Source organism: Pseudomonas sp. Xaverov 259, assembly GCF_019352915.1.
GTDB lineage: Bacteria > Pseudomonadota > Gammaproteobacteria > Pseudomonadales > Pseudomonadaceae > Aquipseudomonas.
The window spans coordinates 163,984-183,760 of sequence record NZ_JAAAFV010000018.1 but is presented as its reverse complement, the minus strand read 5'-3'; the positions used below and the strand labels follow the sequence as shown (position 1 = coordinate 183,760).

Here is a 19,777-nt window from a genome sequence, read left to right as displayed (position 1 = left end):
CCTTACCGCTAGCACCGTACATGTGGCGAGCGGGCTTGCCCCGCGTTGGGTTGCGCAGCAGCCCCAAAACCTGACAACGTGATCAACATGAAATAACGCGGTGATTTTTATTGGGGTCGCTGCGCAACCCAACGCGGGGCAAGCCCGCTCGCCACAACAAGCCCGCTCGCCACTAGCAACTCCACAAAGGCCTTGGCCATCGGCGTTTGCGTGCCCTTGCGCTGCACCAGCCATACCGCCGTCACGGCCTCCTGATCGAGCAAGGTGCGATAGGCCACGCCATCAATGCGGATGCGCTGGTAAGACGCCGGCAGCACCGACACCCCCAGCCCCGCCGCCACCAGGCCGATGATGGTCATTGCTTCTCCGGCCTCCTGGGCGAAGTGCGGGCTGAAGCCGGCATCGCGGGCCAGGTTAAGCAGTTGAGCGTAGAGGCCGCTGCCGTAGGTACGCGGGAAAAATACAAATGGCTCCTCAGCCAGTTGCGCCAGGTGCAGGCCGCGCTCGCTGCCTTCCACCAACGGATGGCCAGCGTTCAATACTGCGACCAAAGGCTCACGCATCAACTCGATCACGCTCAGAGAATCCGGCAACGGCAGCGGGCGCATCAGGCCGACCTGAATCGACTCATCCACCAGCGACTCGGCCACCTCGGTGCTGCTCATTTCCTGCAAATTCAGGTGCACCGCCGGGTAGGCTTTACGAAACGCAAAGATCGCCTGTGGAATGCTGGAGTTGAATGGCGCCGACGAGGTGAAACCGATCTTCAGTTCGCCCAGCTCGCCCAATTGCGCGCGGCGGGCAACGTCGGCGGCTTTATCCACTTGCGTCAGCACCAAGCGCGCCTCTTGCAGGAACAACCGGCCAGCCTCGCTCAGCTCCACCCGACGATTGGTACGCTCAAACAAACGTGCGCCCACTTCCTGTTCCAGCGCCTGGATCTGCTGGCTCAACGGCGGTTGCGAGATGCCCAGCACCTGCGCGGCGCGGCCAAAATGCAGCTCTTCGGCGACGGCAATGAAGTACCGAAAGTGACGCAATTCCATGCAAACCTCATTAGGTCGTAAAAGCTCTTAAACAGGTCGAACAATATATTGGAAAGAATCATTAGGCAGCTATATTCTTTTTCGTATTGCCAGTCCTGGCAGGCTTTTCCTCCCCGAGGTCCCCGTGAAATCTGCTGTCGCGCCATTCGCTCAAGAAGTCCCGCCCACCGCTTTGGATGAGGTGGTCGCTCAGCTCAATGACGAGTACATCGAAAAAGGCACGCCGATGTTCATGCGCACGGTGCTGGCGCTGTTCTCCGGCGGGTTTGCCACCTTTGCCCTGCTGTACTGCGTGCAACCGATGATGCCGGCGCTGTCCCACGAGTTTTCCATCAATGCGGCGCAAAGCAGCCTGATCCTCTCTGTCGCCACGGCGATGCTGGCGCTGGGCCTGCTGATCACCGGGCCGATTTCCGACCGTTTGGGACGCAAGCCGGTGATGGTTGCTGCATTGTTCTGTGCCGCGCTGGCGACCATCGCCAGCGGCTTGATGCCGACCTGGGAAGGCATTCTGCTGATGCGTGCGCTGGTGGGCCTGTCGTTAAGCGGCTTGGCCGCCGTGGCGATGACGTACCTGAGTGAAGAGATCCACCCCCAGCACATCGGCCTGGCCATGGGCCTGTACATCGGCGGCAACGCGATTGGCGGCATGAGCGGGCGCCTGATCATCGGCGTGTTGATCGACTTTGTCAGCTGGCACACCGCGATGCTGATCATCGGCGCCTTGGCGCTGATCGCCGCCACGGTGTTCTGGAAAATCCTCCCCGAATCGCGCAACTTCCGCGCCAGCAGCCTCAAGCCGCGCAACCTGGTGGACGGTTTTGTCATGCACTTCAAGGACGCGGGCCTGCCGTGGTTGTTCCTCGAAGCCTTCCTGCTGATGGGCGCGTTTGTGACGATGTTCAACTACATCGGCTATCGCCTGTTGGCCTCACCCTACGAGCTGAGCCAGGCGGTGGTCGGCCTGCTGTCGCTGGTGTACCTGTCGGGCATCTACAGCTCGGCGAAAATCGGCTCCCTGGCTGACCGCCTCGGCCGCCGTCGCGTGCTGTGGGGCACCATCGTCCTGATGCTGTCAGGGATGCTGCTGACCCTGTTCACGCCGCTGTGGCTGGTGGTGCCGGGCATGCTGATCTTCACCTTCGGCTTCTTCGGCGCGCATTCGGTGGCCAGCAGCTGGATTGGGCGGCGCGCAGTGAAGGCCAAAGGACAGGCGTCGTCGCTGTACCTGTTCTGTTACTACGTGGGGTCGAGTATCGCGGGGACGGCGGGCGGGTTCTTCTGGCACTTTGCCGGGTGGAACGGGATTGGCGGGTTTATCGTGGCGTTGCTGATGGGTGCGCTGCTGGTGGCGCTGAAGCTGGCGAAGTTGCCGCCGCTGGGGCACGTAAAAGCCTGACGCAGTCATGCTTTTAATGTGTGAGCTGGCTTGCCTGCGATAGCAATAGTGAATTCACCACCGCTATCGCAGCGGTGCGACGATTCGACAGGCCAGCTCCCACATTTGGTTTGAGTTTTACTCGTGGTATTGCGCCGACAGCTCATGCACTGCGCGCAGGAACGCGCCAGCGTGCTCGGGGTTCACTTCCGGGGTGATGCCATGGCCGAGGTTGAACACGTGCCCGCTGCCCTTGCCATAACTGGCCAGGATGCGGCCGACTTCGGTGCGGATCGCTTCCGGGTTGGCGTACAGCACGGTCGGGTCCATGTTGCCTTGCAGCGCTACCTGGTTGCCGACGCGACGGCGGGCGTCGCCGAGGTCGCAGGTCCAATCCAGGCCCAGTGCATCGGCGCCCGCATCAGCAATGCTTTCCAGCCACAGGCCGCCGCCTTTGGTGAACATGATCACCGGCACTTTGCGGCCCTCGTGTTCACGGATCAGGCCGCTGACGATTTTGCGCATATAGGCCAGGGAGAACTCCTGGTACGCCGCCGCCGACAGGTTGCCGCCCCAGGTGTCGAAGATCTGCACCGCTTGCGCGCCGGCCATGATCTGGCCGTTGAGGTAGCTGGTGACCGACTGCGCCAGCTTGTCCAGCAGCAGGTGCATGGCTTGCGGGTTGTCGTAGAGCATGGCCTTGGTCTTGCGGAAGTCTTTCGACGAGCCGCCTTCGACCATATAGGTGGCCAGGGTCCATGGGCTGCCGGAGAAGCCGATCAGCGGCACGCGGCCATTAAGCTCGCGGCGGATGGTGCTCACGGCGTCCATCACGTAGCCCAGGTCTTTGTGCGGGTCCGGGATCGGCAGGGCTTCGATATCCGCCAGGGTGCTGACGACTTTCTTGAAGCGCGGGCCTTCGCCGGTCTCGAAGTACAGGCCTTGGCCCATGGCGTCAGGGATGGTGAGGATGTCGGAGAAGAGGATGGCCGCGTCCAGTTGTGGGTAGCGGTCCAGCGGCTGCATCGTGACTTCGCAGGCGAACTCCGGGTTCATGCACAGGCTCATGAAGTCGCCGGCATTGGCGCGACTGGCGCGGTATTCCGGCAGGTAGCGACCGGCCTGACGCATCATCCACACGGGCGTGACGTCTACGGGTTGCTTGAGCAGGGCACGAAGGAAACGGTCGTTCTTGAGGGCAGTCATGTCGGCATCCGCAAAAAAAGTGCGGGCATTTTCTCAGAGCGCGACGCAAAAGGCACGGAGTGAGCCGTGCCTTTTGTCTATCGGGTCAATTTGTCGCGGTAATGCCGCCGCAAGATCGTTCCCACGCTCCGCGTGGTAACGCCTCCTGTGACGCTCCGCGTCACGCCAGTCGGGACGCAGAGCGTCCCTGGCTGCATTCCCACGCAGAGCGTGGGAACGATCATCAGACCTGCAGGTAATCCAGGATGCCTTCGGCGGCGTTGCGGCCTTCGAAGATCGCGGTCACTACCAGGTCAGAACCGCGCACCATATCGCCACCGGCGAAGATTTTCGGGTTGCTGGTCTGGTGCTTGTACTGGCCTTGTTCCGGGGCTACCACGCGGCCCTGGCTGTCGGTCTGGATTTCGAACTGCTCGAACCACGGCGCCGGGCTTGGGCGGAAACCGAAGGCGATGACCACGGCGTCAGCCGGGATGATTTCTTCGGAGCCCGGGATCGGCTCAGGGCTGCGACGGCCACGGGCGTCCGGCTCGCCGAGACGGGTCTCGACCACCTTCACACCTTCAACACGGTCTTCACCGACGATGGCGATCGGCTGACGGTTGTAGAGGAATTTCACGCCTTCTTCTTTGGCGTTCTTCACCTCTTTGCGCGAGCCGGGCATGTTGGCCTCGTCACGGCGATAAGCACAGGTCACCGACTTGGCGCCCTGGCGAATCGAAGTACGGTTGCAGTCCATCGCGGTGTCACCACCGCCCAACACCACGACCTTCTTGCCTTTCATGTCGACGAAATCTTCCGGCGACTTTTCAAAGCCCAGGTTGCGGTTGACGTTGGCGATCAGGAAGTCCAGCGCGTCATACACGCCCGGCAGGTCCTCACCGGCAAAGCCGCCCTTCATGTAGGTGTAGGTGCCCATGCCCATGAACACGGCATCGTATTCGGCGAGCAGTTGCTCCATGGTGATGTCTTTGCCGATTTCGGTATTGAGACGGAACTCGATACCCATGCCGGTGAAGACTTCACGACGATGGCTCAGTACGGTTTTTTCCAGCTTGAACTCGGGAATGCCGAAGGTCAGCAGGCCGCCGATTTCCGGGTTCTTGTCGAACACCACCGGGGTCACGCCGCCACGCACCAGCACGTCGGCACAGCCCAGGCCCGCCGGGCCTGCGCCGATGATCGCAACGCGCTTGCCGGTCGGCTTGACCTTGGACATGTCCGGGCGCCAGCCCATGGCGAACGCGGTGTCGGTGATGTACTTCTCCACCGAACCGATGGTCACCGCGCCGAAACCGTCGTTAAGGGTGCAGGCACCCTCGCACAGACGATCTTGCGGGCACACCCGGCCGCAGACTTCCGGCAGGGTGTTGGTCTGGTGCGACAGCTCGGCGGCGGCGAGGATGTTGCCCTCGGCCACCAGCTTGAGCCAGTTGGGAATGAAGTTGTGCACCGGGCACTTCCATTCGCAATACGGGTTACCGCAACCCAGGCAGCGGTGGGCCTGGTCGGCCGAGTGCTGGGGTTTGAAGGGTTCGTAGATTTCCACGAACTCTTTCTTGCGTTGACGCAACAGTTTCTTCTTCGGATCTTTGCGCCCGACATCGATGAACTGGAAGTCGTTATTCAGACGTTCAGCCATGTTAAAACCTCATCAAACTCTTCAGGCGCATATCACTGCGGGTTGGCACGGATGCTGGAAAGCAACGATTTCAGGTTGGCAGCCTTGGGCTTGACCAGCCAGAAACGACGCAGGTAATCATCGAGGTTTTCGGCGAGGTTACGGCCCCATTCGCTGTTTGTTTCCTCAACGTACTCGTCCAGCACGTGCTGCAAGTGGTTCCGGTAGGATTCCATGGCTTCGCCGCTGATCCGCTGGATCTCGACCAACTCGTGGTTGACCTTGTCGACGAAGGTGTTGTCCTGGTCGAGCACGTAGGCGAAACCGCCGGTCATGCCCGAACCGAAGTTGTAACCGGTCTTGCCCAGTACCGCGACAAAACCACCGGTCATGTACTCGCAGCAGTGATCGCCAGTGCCTTCCACCACGGTGTGGGCACCGGAGTTACGCACGGCGAAGCGCTCACCGGCAGTACCCGCCGCAAACAGCTTGCCACCGGTGGCACCGTACAAGCAGGTGTTGCCGATGATGGCACTGTCCTGGGTCTTGTAGATGCTGCCTTTAGGCGGAACGATCACCAGCTTGCCGCCGGTCATGCCCTTGCCCACGTAGTCGTTGGCGTCGCCTTCGAGGTACATGTGCAGGCCGCCAGCGTTCCACACGCCGAAGCTCTGGCCGGCAGTGCCGTTGAAGCGGAAGGTGATCGGCGCTTTCGCCATGCCTTGGTTGCCGTGCTTGCGCGCGATTTCGCCGGAGATACGTGCGCCGATCGAACGGTCGCAGTTGCAGATATCCAGGGCAAAGTCGCCACCGCTGGCGTCATTGATCGAGGAACTGGCCATTTCGACCATCTTCTCGGCCAACAGGCCTTTGTCGAACGGCGGGTTGCGGTCCACCTGGCAGAATTGTGGCTTGTCTGCCGGGATGTGATCGCTGCCCAACAGCGGCGTCAGGTCCAGGTGCTGTTGCTTGGCGGTCTGGCCTTCGAGGATGTCGAGCAAGTCGGTACGACCGATCAGCTCTTCCAGCGAACGCACGCCCAGCTTGGCCAGCCACTCACGGGTCTCTTCGGCGACGTAGGTGAAGAAATTCACCACCATGTCGACGGTGCCGATGTAGTGATCCTTGCGCAGCTTCTCGTTCTGAGTGGCGACGCCGGTGGCGCAGTTGTTCAGGTGGCAGATGCGCAGGTATTTGCAGCCCAGGGCGATCATGGGCGCGGTGCCGAAGCCGAAGCTTTCGGCTCCGAGGATCGCAGCCTTGATCACGTCGAGGCCGGTTTTCAGGCCGCCGTCGGTCTGCACCCGCACCTTGCCGCGCAGGTCGTTGCCGCGCAGGGTCTGGTGGGTTTCGGCCAGGCCGAGTTCCCAGGGTGCGCCGGCATACTTGATGGACGTCAGCGGTGAAGCGCCGGTGCCGCCGTCATAGCCGGAAATGGTGATCAGGTCAGCATAGGCCTTGGCCACACCGGCAGCGATGGTGCCCACGCCGGCTTCTGCCACGAGTTTCACCGAGACCAGCGCCTGCGGGTTGACTTGTTTCAAGTCGAAAATCAGCTGCGACAAGTCTTCAATCGAATAGATGTCGTGGTGCGGCGGCGGCGAAATCAGGGTGACGCCCGGCACTGCGTAACGCAGCTTGGCGATCAAACCGTTGACCTTGCCGCCAGGCAGCTGGCCGCCTTCACCGGGCTTGGCGCCTTGGGCGACTTTGATCTGCAGCACTTCGGCGTTGACCAGGTATTCCGGGGTCACACCAAAGCGGCCAGTGGCGACCTGCTTGATTTTCGAACTCTTGATGGTGCCGTAGCGCGCCGGGTCTTCACCGCCTTCGCCGGAGTTGGAACGCGCACCCAGGCGGTTCATGGCTTCAGCCAGGGCTTCGTGGGCCTCGGGCGACAAGGCACCCAAAGAGATACCGGCGGAATCGAAGCGCTTGAGGATCGATTCCAGTGGCTCGATTTCGCTGATGGCCAGCGGCGTGTCCAGGGTCTTCACCTTGAACAAATCGCGGATCATCGACACCGGGCGGTTATCCACCAGCGCGGTGTATTCCTTGAACTTGGCGTAGTCGCCCTGCTGCACAGCGGCTTGCAGGGTGCTGACCACGTCCGGGTTGTAGGCGTGGTATTCGCCACCGTGTACGAACTTGAGCAGGCCGCCTTGCTGGATCGGCTTGCGCGCGCTCCAGGCTTCGGCTGCCAGGGCTTTCTGTTCGGCCTCGATGTCGACGAAACGCGCGCCCTTGATACGGCTTGGCACGCCACGGAAGCTCAGCTCGCAGACTTCTTCGGAGAGGCCGATGGCTTCGAACAGCTGTGCGCCACGGTAAGACGTGACGGTGGAGATGCCCATCTTCGACAGGATCTTCAGCAAGCCCTTGGTGATGCCCTTACGGTAGTTCTTGAACACCTCATAGAGGTCGCCCAGCACTTCACCGGTACGGATCAAATCACCCAGCACTTCGTAGGCCAGGAACGGGTAAACCGCCGAGGCGCCGAAACCGATCAACACGGCAAAGTGATGCGGGTCGCGGGCAGTAGCCGTTTCCACGAGGATGTTGGAGTCGCAGCGCAGGCCCTTTTCGGTCAGGCGGTGGTGCACCGCGCCGGTGGCCAGGGAGGCGTGGATCGGTAGCTTGCCTGGGGCGATGTGACGGTCGGTCAGCACGATCTGGGTACGGCCGGCGCGCACAGCTTCTTCAGCCTGATCGGCGACGTTACGCACAGCGGCTTCAAGGCCGAGGCTCTCGTCGTAGTTCAGGTCGATGATCTGGCGGTCGAAACCTGGACGCTCCAGGGTCATCAACGAGCGCCATTTGGCCGGGGAAATGACCGGCGAGCTGAGGATCACACGGGAGGCGTGCTCAGGCGATTCCTGGAAGATGTTGCGCTCGGCACCGAGGCACACTTCCAACGACATCACGATGGCTTCGCGCAGCGGGTCGATCGGCGGGTTGGTGACCTGCGCAAACTGCTGACGGAAATAGTCGTACGGCGTGCGCACGCGCTGGGACAGCACGGCCATTGGCGTGTCATCGCCCATGGAGCCGACCGCCTCATAGCCTTGCTCGCCGAGCGGACGCAGCACTTGGTCGCGCTCTTCGAACGTGACCTGGTACATCTTCATGTACTGCTTGAGCTGGTCGACGTCGTAAAACGCCGAACCGTGGTCGTTGTCTTCCATGGTCGCCTGGATGCGCAGGGCGTTCTTGCGCAGCCATTGCTTGTACGGGTGACGTGACTTCAAGCGGTTGTCGATCGCGTCGGTGTCGAGGATCTGCCCGGTTTCGGTGTCCACGGCCAGGATCTGGCCTGGGCCTACACGGCCTTTAGCGATCACGTCTTCGGGCTTGTAGTCCCACACGCCGATTTCCGACGCCAGGGTGATGAAACCGTTGGTGGTGGTGACCCAACGCGCCGGGCGCAGACCGTTACGGTCGAGCAGGCACACCGCATAGCGGCCGTCGGTCATCACCACGCCGGCCGGGCCGTCCCACGGCTCCATGTGCATCGAGTTGTACTCGTAGAATGCACGCAGGTCCGGGTCCATGGTCTCGACGTTCTGCCACGCAGGCGGAATGATCATGCGCACACCACGGAACAGGTCGATGCCGCCGGTGACCATCAGTTCGAGCATGTTGTCCATGCTGGAGGAGTCGGAACCCACGCGGTTAACCAGCGGGCCGAGCTCTTCGAGGTCCATCAAGTCGTTGGCGAACTTGGTGCGACGGGCCACGGCCCAGTTGCGGTTGCCGGTGATGGTGTTGATCTCGCCGTTGTGGGCGAGGAAGCGGAATGGCTGAGCCAGCGGCCATTTCGGCAGGGTGTTGGTGGAGAAGCGCTGGTGGAACACGCAGATCGCGGTTTGCAGGCGCTCGTCGCTCAGGTCCGGATAAAAGGCGGTCAAATCCGCCGGCATCATCAGGCCTTTATAAATGATGGTCTTGTGCGAAAAGCTGCAGATGTAGTGGTCGGTATCCAAGGCGTTGGAGACCGACGAACGACGACGCGAGGTGAACAGCTTGATCGCCATGTCCTGATCGCTGAGGCCATCGCCTGCGATGAACACTTGCTCGATCTGCGGCAGGCGCTCCAGGGCCAGGCGGCCGAGCACGCTGGTGTCGATCGGCACTTTGCGCCAGCCAACCAGTTGCAGGCCGGCGGCGACGATTTCGCGGTTCATGTTCTCGCGAGCGGCTTGGGCTTTAACCGGGTCCTGGTTGAAAAACACCATGCCCACGGCGTACTGCTTGGGCAGGTCGACAGCAAATTGCTCTTTTGCGACAGCGCGCAGGAACTGGTCGGGCTTTTGAATCAGCAAGCCGCAACCGTCACCGGTCTTGCCGTCGGCGTTGATCCCACCGCGGTGGGTCATGCAGGTCAGGGCCTCGATGGCCGTTTGCAAAAGGGTATGACTGGGCTCGCCCTGCATGTGGGCTATCAGGCCGAAACCGCAGTTATCCTTGAATTCATCGGGTTGGTACAGACCTGCTTTCATAGACACTTTCTCACCAGGCTGCCTCTTATACCGAGGCAAATTTCTTTTCAATTCAACCGGTTACCTTCCGCGCCGAACGTACGCCGGCTTAGCGGGGGCAAAAGGGAGGTCATTGTACACACCGACACGAACGCTCACAAATTTAGCGACGAAATGTCGCAAATCTATGTCGCATTTATGAAAGGTTTAAAGCGATATGCTGTGCTAGTCAAAACTTTTTTAATTCTGACCGCTACGACTCAAAAGCTACGTGACGCAGACACCACAAAGCGCGCGGCCTTCAGGGCTGCACGCTTTGTTGTTTTTTTTGAGGTGCTGAGAGAAGCGGCCTGGGTAAGGCCGCCGGGTCTTCAGCGAGCTGTTGCGAGTTCTTGTTGAACGCTGGCGACAGTGCGAGGCCAAGGTTTACCAGCCTGAACCTTCGCTGGCAAGGCCTTGATAGCGGATTCCGCTGCGTCACGGCTGGAGAAGTTGCCGTACGTGATCACGTAGAGAGGCTTGCCGTTGAGCACTTTCTTGAAATAACGGTACTGGCCGCCCTGTTCTTTCACAAACGCTTGGGCGTTGGCTTCGGAGCTGGTACCCAGGATCTGCACCACAAAATTACCCGTTGGCTGGCTGCTGTACCAGCTGCTGCCCGCGGCGGCAGGCGCGGCAGCCTTGGCAACAGCGGCAGGTTTTTCAGCAGGCTTGGCAGCCGGTGCCGGCTTGGCCACTGGCGCAGGCGCGACAGGTTTGGCAACCGGGGCAGGCTTGGCGGTAGCAACAGTCGGTGCCGGCGTCGGCTTGGCAACTGGAGCGGCGGCCGGGCCAGCCGGAACGCCGGCAGGCGGTGCGGTGGTGGTCACGGTTGGTGGTGTGGCGCTGGAGCCTTCGACCGGCACACCGTCGTCACCTTCGGAGATACCACCGGCGGCTTCAGCGAGCGGGCCGCGCATGACCGGCTGGCCGACCATCGGCAGGTTGGTCGGTTGGCCGGAGTTGGCGAATTCGACATTTGGCGTGGGCTTGCCCAGTGGCAACTGCGCCTGTTCGGTTGGCGCGCCGGCGGTGGCGGGTGCCTTGCTGCGACCCGGGATCAACCAGGCAGCGGCGACAGCCACCACGACAACGGCAGAAATCGCCAATACGTGCTTCTTAGGCATAGTAAACCCCATCTTTGGACGCTTAACCGCAGAGCGGCTGGCAATCATGGCTTCGATCAAGGCATCGCGGGCGACCTGGTTGATGGTGCCAGGCCAGCCGTCGGAGCTTTCGTGAATATCAGAGATCTGATTTGCCGTGAAAAGTTCGATACCGGCACCGGCGCCTTCGAGGCGTTGAGCCAGGTATTCGCGGGTTTCTTCCTCTTCGTAGGGCTGCAGTTCGATAACGTGAAACAGCTCCTGCTCGCCGCTGATCTGCTCCAGATCGGCAATCAACGACGACTCACCAAACAGGAATACGTGCGGGCGCCCTTCCGGTGTGCCCGCCGCCAGCGCCAGCAGCGCTTCCAGGGCGGATTCGTCAAGCTGCTCGGCGTCGTCCACCAGCAAGTAGACTTCCTGGCCGGTCAGGCCCAACTGCACAACCTGCTTGAGGATCGCGTTCGGCTCGGCATTGGCAACGTCCAGCGCCTGGGCCACCTGGCGCAGTACGCCGGCTGCATCACCGGCGCCACGGGCCGACACCACCACGCTCTGTACCGATTGCTTGTTGGTACTCGCAACCAGCGCCTGGCGCAGCAGGGTCTTGCCGCTGCCCAACGGGCCGGTCACTACCAGCAACAGTTGGCTGTAGCGCGCCAGGTGGTGCAACTGACCGAGCACCGGCTTGCGCTGGGCAGGGAAGAATTTGAAGCCAGGCACCCGCGGAGCAAATGGGTCGTGGCTTAACTGGTAGTGGCCGAGGAACGCCTCGTCGGCATGCAAACTAGTCATCGGGATCTTATTAACCTTTAAGCTGGGCCAGGGCGCGGTAATCCGCTCCCAGCGTGGCCTGTAAAATCTCTTTCGGATAATCGTCGGTCACTACCGCTTCGCCCATATGGCGCAGCAGTACCAGTCGCAGGCGACCGTCGATCACTTTCTTGTCGATTGCCATATGTTCGAGGAAATCCGCCTCGGTCATCTCTTGCGGCGGAATAACCGGCAAACCGGCGCGCTGGAACAGCTGGATGCCGCGATCACGCTCCTGGGCGCTGATCCAGCCCAGGCGTTGCGACATTTCCAGAGCCATTACCGTGCCAGCCGCTACGGCTTCCCCATGCAACCACACACCATAGCCCATGTGCGTTTCGATCGCATGGCCGAAGGTGTGGCCCAGGTTCAGGGTGGCGCGTACGCCGGACTCCCGTTCGTCGGCGTTCACCACCAGCGCCTTGGCGGCGCATGAGCGGGAAATCGCTTCGGTGAGTGCCACCTGGTCCAGGGCACGCAGGGCGTCCATGTGTTCTTCGAGCCAGGTCAGGAACGGTTCGTCACAAATCAGCCCGTACTTGATGACTTCTGCCAGGCCGGCCGACAGCTCTCGCGGCGGCAGGGTGTTGAGGGTTGCGGTGTCGATCAGCACGGCTTGCGGCTGATAGAACGCGCCGACCATGTTCTTGCCCAGCGGGTGATTGATGCCGGTCTTGCCGCCCACCGACGAATCGACCTGGGACAACAAGGTGGTCGGCACCTGGATAAAGTCCACGCCGCGCTGGTAGCAGGCTGCGGCAAAGCCGGCCATGTCGCCGATCACGCCGCCGCCCAGGGCAACCACCGTGGTACGCCGGTCATGCCGTGCAGTCAGCAGGCCATCAAAAATCAGTTGCAGGGTTTCCCAATTCTTGTGCGCCTCGCCGTCAGGCAGGATCACCGAAATCACCGAGTAGGCCGCAAGGCTGCGGCTCAGACGCTCAAGATACAGCGGCGCGACCGTTTCATTGGAGATGATCGCCACTTGCCGACCGGCAATGTGCGGTGCGAGCAACTCGGGCAGGTCCAACAAACCTTCGCCAATATGGATTGGGTAGCTGCGCTCGCCTAGATCGACCTTAAGTGTCTGCATGTGTCCCCGCGTGAAGAAATATGTACGATCGGCAACGCTCGGATTTTCGTCGCCTGATGGCTCTGCGCCATACCCCGAAGGGTGATGGCACGCCGCCGAGAATAGCGCATTTCGGGCCTGGCTTTAACGGGGTGGCAACTGCTGCAAACGCTCAAGAATGTCGAGAACCACCATTCGAGGCGGCCGCTCATCGGTTTCGACCACCAGATCGGCGATTTCCCGATACAGCGGATCGCGCAGCGTCAGCAGGTCCCGCAAGGTTTTTGCCGGGTCAGCTGTGCGCAGCAATGGGCGGTTGCGATCGCGAGCGGTACGGCCCACCTGCTGCTCGACCGATGCATGCAGATACACCACGCGCCCCCCGGCATGCAGCGCACGGCGGTTCTCATCGCGCATCACTGCACCGCCGCCGGTGGCCAATACCACGCCATCGCAGCCGCACAGCTCGGCAATCATCGCCTGCTCGCGGTCGCGAAAGCCCAGTTCGCCTTCCTTATCGAAGATCCATGGGATATTGGCACCCGTGCGCAATTCAATTTCCTTGTCGGAATCTTTGAACGGCAGGCGCAGCTCTTTGGCCAGCAAACGGCCGATGGTGCTTTTTCCAGCCCCCATCGGTCCTACAAGAATCAAATTTCGCACAGAATCAACGACTCACAGCAATCGCCTGGTTATTCATAATACGCGGAGTCAGGAATACCAGCAGCTCGGATTTTCTTTCCGCCAGCACATCGCGCCGGAAAAGGCGGCCAAGATACGGCACATCGCCCAAAAATGGCACTTTATCTACCACTTTGCTCTGGGTATTGGAGAAAACCCCGCCAATGACGATGGTCTCGCCATCCTTGACCCGCACCTTGGCGTTGACCTCGTTTTTCTTGATCGGCGGTACGTCGTTGAGCTTGTTCAGGTAGTCCGGCTCGTCCTTGGTGACCTTGACCTCCATGATCACCCAGCCATCCGGGGTGATTTGCGGGGTCACCTCCAGCGACAGCGAGGCCTCCTTGAACGACACCGAGGTGGCGCCGCGCGAGCTGGATTCCTGGTAAGGAATCTCGGTACCCTTGAGGATGCGCGCGGTTTCCTTGTCGGAAGTGACCACCTTGGGCTGTGAGACGATCTCGCCATTGCCGGTTTTTTCCATGGCCGTCAGTTCCAGGTCCAGTAACAGGTTGTCGGTAATAAAAGCGATGCCCAGGCCAGCCGTACCGGTCAGCGAGCCCATGTCGACAAACGGTGAGCTGGGCGGATTCGCCGGTGGCTCCGCACCTTCGGCCAACGGTTTGCTGATACCGCCCGCGCCCCAGTTGCCGCGATTGAGCCGCCCACCCCAGCGCACGCCCAGGCTTTTGTCGTAATCGACATTGGCTTCGACAATCCGTGCTTCGATCATGACTTGGCGTACCGGCACATCCAGCTGCGCCACGATCCGCCGCAGTTCGTCAATTCGCTCGCGGGTCTGGTAGGCGATGATGTTATTGGTGCGATCATCCACCGCCACCGAGCCGCGCTCATCGGTAAAGCCGTCAACCCCGGTCACTGACTGAAACAGCTTGGCCAGGTCCGCCGCCTTGGCGTAATTGACCTGCAGCAACTCGCGACGCAAGGGCGCCAATTCCTCCATTTGCTTGAGCGACTCCAGCGCCAGCAGTTCGCGGGCGGCCAGCTCTTCGGCGGGTGCCACCAGCAAAACGCCGGCCTTCACGCGCTTATCCAAGCCCTTGGTTTGCAGCACCAGATCCAGTGCCTGGTCCCAGGGCACGTCCTTGAGCCGCAACGTGATCGAGCCTTGCACTTCGTCACCGGCCACCAGATTAAGCCCGGCCACATCCGCAATTTGCTGCAACACGGCGCGCAAATCGATGTTCTGGAAGTTGAGGGTGAGCTTGTCGCCTTTGTAGGCGCCACTTGCAACCATGCTGCCGGGAGGCGGCAGTTGGATCAGATCGATGCGATTGGGCACAGCAAATGCCATCGGTGCCGTGAACGCTATCCATAGCGCCACACCGAAGGACGAGAAAGTCCTTTTCATTATTTGATTCCGTTATGAGTTGACGTTTAACACCAGGGTTCGAGAACGCGCGAGCCATGCGCCTTGTTCATCCGGGACGCCTTGTTCATCCGGGAATAGCTCGGCCAGTTCGATGTGGCTGGGAAAAATGGCCGTGACCCGGCCATGGTTGGGCCCCAGGTAATCGCCGACCGCCAGCCGGTACACACCAGAAGGTGCGCGCAGCAGGGCGAAGGTCTGCGGGCTACCGGGCAATGTATTGATTGAAAGTGTGCCCACCATTTCAAACTGGTCGACAGCCAGGCTTTCCAACAGACTCCGCTTGCGTGCCAGGTCCGGCGCAAGCGCGGGCCGGCCAGGCCGGTGATCGATCTGCGCGGCGGGCGGCTGGAACGGATCACGCAGGGCTGCCGCGTCGTAGACAAAACGTGCGCCCTGCTCGGCTACCGCCTCAGGTTGGCCAGATGCGCCCAGGCCACGATAAGACTTGGCCAGCAAATCAAGGCGCAATAACGCCCCATCAGACCGAAGCACCACATCCTGCACAGTGACGATCCGCGGCAAACCGCCCAAGGCACTCACGAAGCTCGCCAGGTCGTGGTAGGCGCCAAACACACCGACCTGTACCGGCTCCTCGATGTAGAACGGCTGCGGTTGTTCGCTCAACACCGTGACACCTTCGACCACCAAGCCGTTGGCCGCCGCCAACCGCGCCATGTCGTCGAGCAAGCCCGGCATGTCCGACTCGCTCGGCAGCTGCCGTAAAAGCCCGGCAACCTGCCCCTGCATCAGCCGGGCCTGATGGGCACGCGCCTCAAGATCGGCGGCCACACCGGCCCTTTGCGTAAGTTGCTCCTGCAAAGCCAGCGTCTGCACTTGCAGCGCGTTCAGCCGCTCACGTGCCGGGGCCAGCAGCCATCCATCGCCCACCACCCACACCAGCCCCGCCAGCGCGCAGCCGAGCAGAGCCTTGCCCGGCAAGGGCCATTTAGCAGCGTTGTGAGTGAGCGTGGAAAAGTCGAGCCTGGGCAGGCTCAAGGCTGGGCCTCGGTGGATTCCCCTTGGCGCACCATCAATTGGAATTCGCTGCCGCCACCTTGGCCCTGCGCACGTACATGCTGCAATCGAGCGGCATGCGCGCCTTCAGAAGCCTCCAGGCGGCGCATCAGTTGGGCGATATCCTGGCTGGATTCGGCACTGCCGCTGACACTCACCGTATTGCCCTTGGCAACCACCTCATGCAGGTGCACGCCATCGGGCACGGCACGGGCGAGTTGGTCCAATAGCTGTGCGCTGGCCGAGCGGGATTCGTGCAGGTCCTGCACGACCTTCATACGCGCGGCCAACTGCTGGCTCTGCTCCTGCAAGTCATCGATGGTCTTGAGCCGCGAGTCCTGAATGGCAACGTCTTTGTTCAGGTGGCTATTGCGCGTCACTTGCCGGTCGATCGCCTGATCGATGACCTGATCCGCCAGCCACACCGCTGCGAGTGCGACTGCGGCGAACGCCAGCAGAAACACCAGGAAGTACTTACGCCGCCGCTCTGCCTGAGCCTGGCGCCAAGGCAAAAGATTGATTCGTGTCATCCAGCGAAACTCCTCAGGGCCAGCCCACAAGCAATTCCCATCCCGTGAGCATCCACGGCCCATTGTGCGCCATCGACTCGATGGCCCGGCATGAAGCTGGCGAAATCCTGACGGCAAGCGCGCTCCAATGCAAACCCTTCGACGTCCACCACCCGCGCGACCAGCCCGGCCTGGGCCAAAACCGCTGCGCGGGCCTCGACCTGTTCCTTCAGGCATGCAGCCAGCACCACTTCGACCCGCGCCGAGTCTTGAGGCGAAGGGCCGCGCACCTGAAAGTCGATGGCGACGTCATCCAGTGGGTAAGGAATGTACTGGTCGGCTTCCATCTGAATCATCCAGGCCATCTCTTCGTCGCTGAGCCCCGCCTCCAGGTCGATAACCCGTGTGATGACCGACGGCCCCGACACCGCCACCGCGGCCTGCCGGGCGGACGTGTGCAACCGAGACAGTGCCTGTTGCAGCGCCTGCCCTACCCGTTCAAGGTCCAACAGCGTGCCATCGACGACCGCATTGGCGGGCAGCCCCTGCGTGACGTATGTCTTGACGCTGAAGGCGCCGGCGCTGTGGTCCAATTCAATAAGCTTGATACCGGTGTCATTGATGTCGACGCCCAGCAGGGTGTCGGCTTTACGCCTGAAAAATCCCTTTCTCATAAAACTCCCTAAAACTTTGCCTGTCATACCGCCTGATTGCGGCTGGGAATCGTGCATTCGGTCGACTTGTTTGGCCGCCACGAATGACGCCCCAGGCCGAAAATGCTTTAATGCCCAGCGTTTTTTCCCGCTTTTTCCTGCTGCTCGGGTCGATCCATCGTTTGCCATGCATGCCCCGACGCGTAACTCATTCTTTTCTCTGGAAATCCAAAAGCCTTGATTCGTCTGCTGAAGTTTTTCGGGTACTCCATTGTCGCGATCGTCTGCGGGCTGCTGCTCGTACTCAGCGGGGCCTACCTCTACCTTAGTCCGGGTTTGCCCTCAGTAGAGGCACTCAGAAGTATCCAGTTGCAGATTCCTTTGCGGGTCTACAGCAGCGATGAAAAACTGATCGCGGAGTTCGGCGAAATGCGCCGCACACCGATCCGTTTCGCCGACATTCCACCCAATTTCATCAACGCCCTGCTCTCGGCTGAAGACGATAATTTCGCCAACCACTACGGCGTCGACCCGAGCAGCCTTGTGCGCGCAGCCACCCAGTTGGTAAAAAGCGGACACATTCAATCCGGTGGCAGCACCATCACCATGCAGGTGGCGAAGAACTTCTTCCTCACCAGCGAACGCAGTTTTTCGCGCAAGGCCACCGAGATTCTGTTGGCGTTGCAGATCGAACGTCAGTTGACCAAGGATGAAATCCTTGAGCTGTACGTGAACAAGATCTACCTGGGCAACCGCGCCTACGGGATCGAGGCCGCTTCGCAGGTGTACTACGGCAAGTCGATTCGTGACGCCAGCCTGGCGCAGATGGCAATGATCGCGGGCCTGCCCAAGGCGCCGTCGCGTTTCAACCCGCTGGCCAACCCGGCGCGCAGCAAGGAGCGTCGCGACTGGATCCTGGGGCGCATGTACAAGTTGGGCAAAATCGACCAGGCCGCCTATGAGAGCGCCGTGGCCGAGCCGCTGAACGCCAGCTACCACGTGCCGACGCCGGAAGTGAATGCCCCGTATATCGCTGAAATGGCGCGTGCCGAGATGGTCGGGCGTTATGGCAGCGAGGCCTACACCGAAGGCTTCCGCGTAACCACCACCATTCCGAGCAACCTGCAGGAAATTGCCAACAACTCGGTACGCGACGGCTTGGTGACCTACGACCAGCGCCATGGCTACCGTGGCCCCGAATCGCGCCTGCCAGGCAAAACCCTGAGCGCCTGGACCACCGAGCTGGGTAAACAGCGCCCGATCAGCGGCCTGGAGCCTGCCATCGTCACCCAGGTGAAGAAGGATGGCGTGCAAGTGCTCACCCGCAGCGGCGAAGGCCATGTGTCGTGGGACAGCATGAAGTGGGCACGCCCGTTCCTGAACACCAACAGCATGGGCCCGATGCCCAAGCAGCCGTCGGACGTGGCGCAGGTGGGTGACTTGATCCGCGTGCAACGCCAGAAAGACGACAGCCTGAAATTCAGCCAGGTGCCCGTGGCCCAGGGCGCTCTGGTGTCCCTGGACCCGCAGAACGGTGCGATCCGCGCCCTGGTCGGCGGCTTTGCCTTCGAACAGAGCAACTACAACCGCGCCACCCAGGCCAAGCGCCAGCCGGGCTCAAGCTTCAAACCGTTCGTCTACAGTGCTGCACTGGACAACGGCTACACCGCCGCCAGCCTGGTCAACGACGCACCGATCGTGTTTGTCGATGAGTACCTGGACAAGGTCTGGCGCCCGAAGAACGACACCAACACCTTCCTCGGCCCGATCCGCATCCGCGAGGCGCTGTACAAGTCGCGTAACCTGGTATCGATCCGCCTGCTGCAGGCGATGGGCGTGGGCAAGACCATCGACTACATGACGCGCTTCGGTTTCGCCAAGTCGGATCTGCCACCGAACCTGTCACTGGCGCTGGGCACCGCGACCCTCACGCCGATGGAAATCGCCACCGGCTGGAGCACCTTTGCCAACGGCGGTTACAAGATCACGCCGTACTTGATCGACAAAATCGAAAGCCGCAATGGCGACACGCTGTTCACCGCCAACCCGCCACGCGTGCCGGGTGACGTGGTTAATGGCGTGGCTGCACCCGATGGCATCGCAGCGCCGACCAACGGCGGCATCACCATTGAGCCGACGCCAGGCGCAGCACCGGCCGCCAATGCTGCCGTGCCCACCGAGCCACAAGCGCCAGCAGTGGCCGAGCGTGTGGTGGATGGCCGTACCACCTACATCCTCAACAGCATCCTGGAAGACGTGATCAAGAAAGGCACCGGGCGTCGCGCACTGGCCTTGGGCCGCGCGGATATCGCTGGCAAGACCGGTACCACCAACGAATCCAAGGACGCCTGGTTCTCCGGCTACAACGCCGACTACGTGACCACCGTATGGACCGGCTACGACCAACCGGAAAGCCTGGGCCGTCGCGAGTTTGGCGGCACCGTCGCACTGCCGATCTGGATGAGCTACATGGGCGCAGCCTTGAAAGACAAGCCGCTGCACACCCAGGCTGAGCCGGAAGGCATCCTCAGCCTGCGGATCGACCCGGTGAGCGGCCGTGCAGCATCGCCAAGCACGCCGAATGCGTACTTCGAGCTGTTCAAGAGCGAAGACACGCCGCCGTCGGTCAACGAGCTGGGCAACGGCGTTGCACCGGGCAGCCCGCTGCCGGCGGATGAGGCGGCGCCGATCGATTTGTTCTGATGAAATCAATGGCCTGGCACAGCTCCACTGTGGGAGCTGGCTTGCCTGCGATGACGGTGTATCAG

The 19,777-nt window shown here is 61.4% G+C and carries 13 protein-coding genes; 2 read left to right on the top strand and 11 right to left on the bottom strand.

All coding sequences use genetic code 11. From position 1 onward, the window contains the following. Nucleotides 1-107 precede the first annotated feature (107 nt). Complete coding sequence (locus K0H48_RS03915; RefSeq protein WP_219266462.1) at nt 108-1,046, bottom strand: LysR family transcriptional regulator; 939 nt, start codon at nt 1,044-1,046, stop codon at nt 108-110. A 124-nt stretch (nt 1,047-1,170) separates the two neighbouring features. On the opposite strand from K0H48_RS03915, the gene K0H48_RS03910 reads away from it, so the two are divergent. Then, a complete protein-coding gene (locus K0H48_RS03910) occupies nt 1,171-2,445 on the top strand; it encodes an MFS transporter (RefSeq protein WP_200431715.1) in 1,275 nt (424 codons plus the stop codon). 117 nt (nt 2,446-2,562) lie between these two features. Here K0H48_RS03910 and hemE read toward each other — a convergent pair whose 3' ends face one another. The 10 genes from hemE to pilM form a co-directional block, all read right to left on the bottom strand. Beyond that, a complete protein-coding gene (gene hemE / locus K0H48_RS03905) occupies nt 2,563-3,630 on the bottom strand; it encodes a uroporphyrinogen decarboxylase (RefSeq protein ID WP_219266461.1) in 1,068 nt (355 codons plus the stop codon). Nucleotides 3,631-3,853: 223 nt separating this feature from the next. Then, nucleotides 3,854-5,272, bottom strand: a complete 1,419-nt coding sequence (locus K0H48_RS03900) for an FAD-dependent oxidoreductase (RefSeq protein WP_003187920.1) — start codon at nt 5,270-5,272, stop codon at nt 3,854-3,856. A 32-nt stretch (nt 5,273-5,304) separates the two neighbouring features. Continuing rightward, nucleotides 5,305-9,750 carry a glutamate synthase large subunit gene (gltB, locus tag K0H48_RS03895; protein WP_219266460.1) on the bottom strand — a complete coding sequence of 1,482 codons (4,446 nt, stop codon included), beginning with the start codon at nt 9,748-9,750 and terminating at the stop codon, nt 5,305-5,307. A 350-nt stretch (nt 9,751-10,100) separates the two neighbouring features. After that, entirely contained in the window at nt 10,101-11,669 is a 1,569-nt protein-coding gene (locus K0H48_RS03890) for an AAA family ATPase (protein ID WP_219266459.1), read from the bottom strand. A 10-nt stretch (nt 11,670-11,679) separates the two neighbouring features. Then, entirely contained in the window at nt 11,680-12,780 is a 1,101-nt protein-coding gene (gene aroB, locus K0H48_RS03885; protein WP_138817200.1) for a 3-dehydroquinate synthase, read from the bottom strand. A 123-nt stretch (nt 12,781-12,903) separates the two neighbouring features. Next, complete coding sequence (aroK, locus tag K0H48_RS03880) at nt 12,904-13,422, bottom strand: shikimate kinase AroK (protein WP_017138567.1); 519 nt, start codon at nt 13,420-13,422, stop codon at nt 12,904-12,906. Nucleotides 13,423-13,426: 4 nt separating this feature from the next. After that, nucleotides 13,427-14,755, bottom strand: a complete 1,329-nt coding sequence (locus K0H48_RS03875) for a type IV pilus secretin PilQ (RefSeq protein ID WP_219266673.1) — start codon at nt 14,753-14,755, stop codon at nt 13,427-13,429. Between the two features lie 69 nt (nt 14,756-14,824). Next, a complete protein-coding gene (locus K0H48_RS03870) occupies nt 14,825-15,829 on the bottom strand; it encodes a pilus assembly protein PilP (RefSeq protein WP_219266458.1) in 1,005 nt (334 codons plus the stop codon). Beyond that, nucleotides 15,826-16,377: a PilN domain-containing protein gene (locus K0H48_RS03865; RefSeq protein ID WP_219266457.1), complete on the bottom strand. Its 552-nt coding sequence runs from the start codon at nt 16,375-16,377 to the stop codon at nt 15,826-15,828. The genes K0H48_RS03870 and K0H48_RS03865 overlap by 4 nt, the downstream gene beginning before the upstream one ends. Further along, nucleotides 16,374-17,030, bottom strand: coding sequence for a type IV pilus biogenesis protein PilM (pilM, locus tag K0H48_RS03860; RefSeq protein WP_219266456.1), 657 nt, complete (start codon nt 17,028-17,030; stop codon nt 16,374-16,376). Before pilM ends, K0H48_RS03865 begins: the two co-directional genes overlap by 4 nt. 216 nt (nt 17,031-17,246) lie before the next feature. Between pilM and K0H48_RS03855 the strand changes: the two genes are divergently transcribed. Further along, nucleotides 17,247-19,712, top strand: a complete 2,466-nt coding sequence (locus K0H48_RS03855) for a penicillin-binding protein 1A (protein WP_219266455.1) — start codon at nt 17,247-17,249, stop codon at nt 19,710-19,712. The last annotated feature ends 65 nt before the right edge of the window (nt 19,713-19,777 follow it).

Coding starts and splice junctions, on each gene's coding strand:
- K0H48_RS03915 (WP_219266462.1), bottom strand. CDS start 1,046: ATGGAATTGCGTCACTTTCGGTACTTCATTGCCGTCGCCGAAGAGCTG.
- hemE (WP_219266461.1), bottom strand. CDS start 3,630: ATGACTGCCCTCAAGAACGACCGTTTCCTTCGTGCCCTGCTCAAGCAA.
- K0H48_RS03900 (WP_003187920.1), bottom strand. CDS start 5,272: ATGGCTGAACGTCTGAATAACGACTTCCAGTTCATCGATGTCGGGCGC.
- gltB (WP_219266460.1), bottom strand. CDS start 9,750: ATGAAAGCAGGTCTGTACCAACCCGATGAATTCAAGGATAACTGCGGT.
- K0H48_RS03890 (WP_219266459.1), bottom strand. CDS start 11,669: ATGACTAGTTTGCATGCCGACGAGGCGTTCCTCGGCCACTACCAGTTA.
- aroB (WP_138817200.1), bottom strand. CDS start 12,780: ATGCAGACACTTAAGGTCGATCTAGGCGAGCGCAGCTACCCAATCCAT.
- K0H48_RS03875 (WP_219266673.1), bottom strand. CDS start 14,755: ATGGCATTTGCTGTGCCCAATCGCATCGATCTGATCCAACTGCCGCCT.
- K0H48_RS03865 (WP_219266457.1), bottom strand. CDS start 16,377: ATGACACGAATCAATCTTTTGCCTTGGCGCCAGGCTCAGGCAGAGCGG.
- pilM (WP_219266456.1), bottom strand. CDS start 17,030: ATGAGAAAGGGATTTTTCAGGCGTAAAGCCGACACCCTGCTGGGCGTC.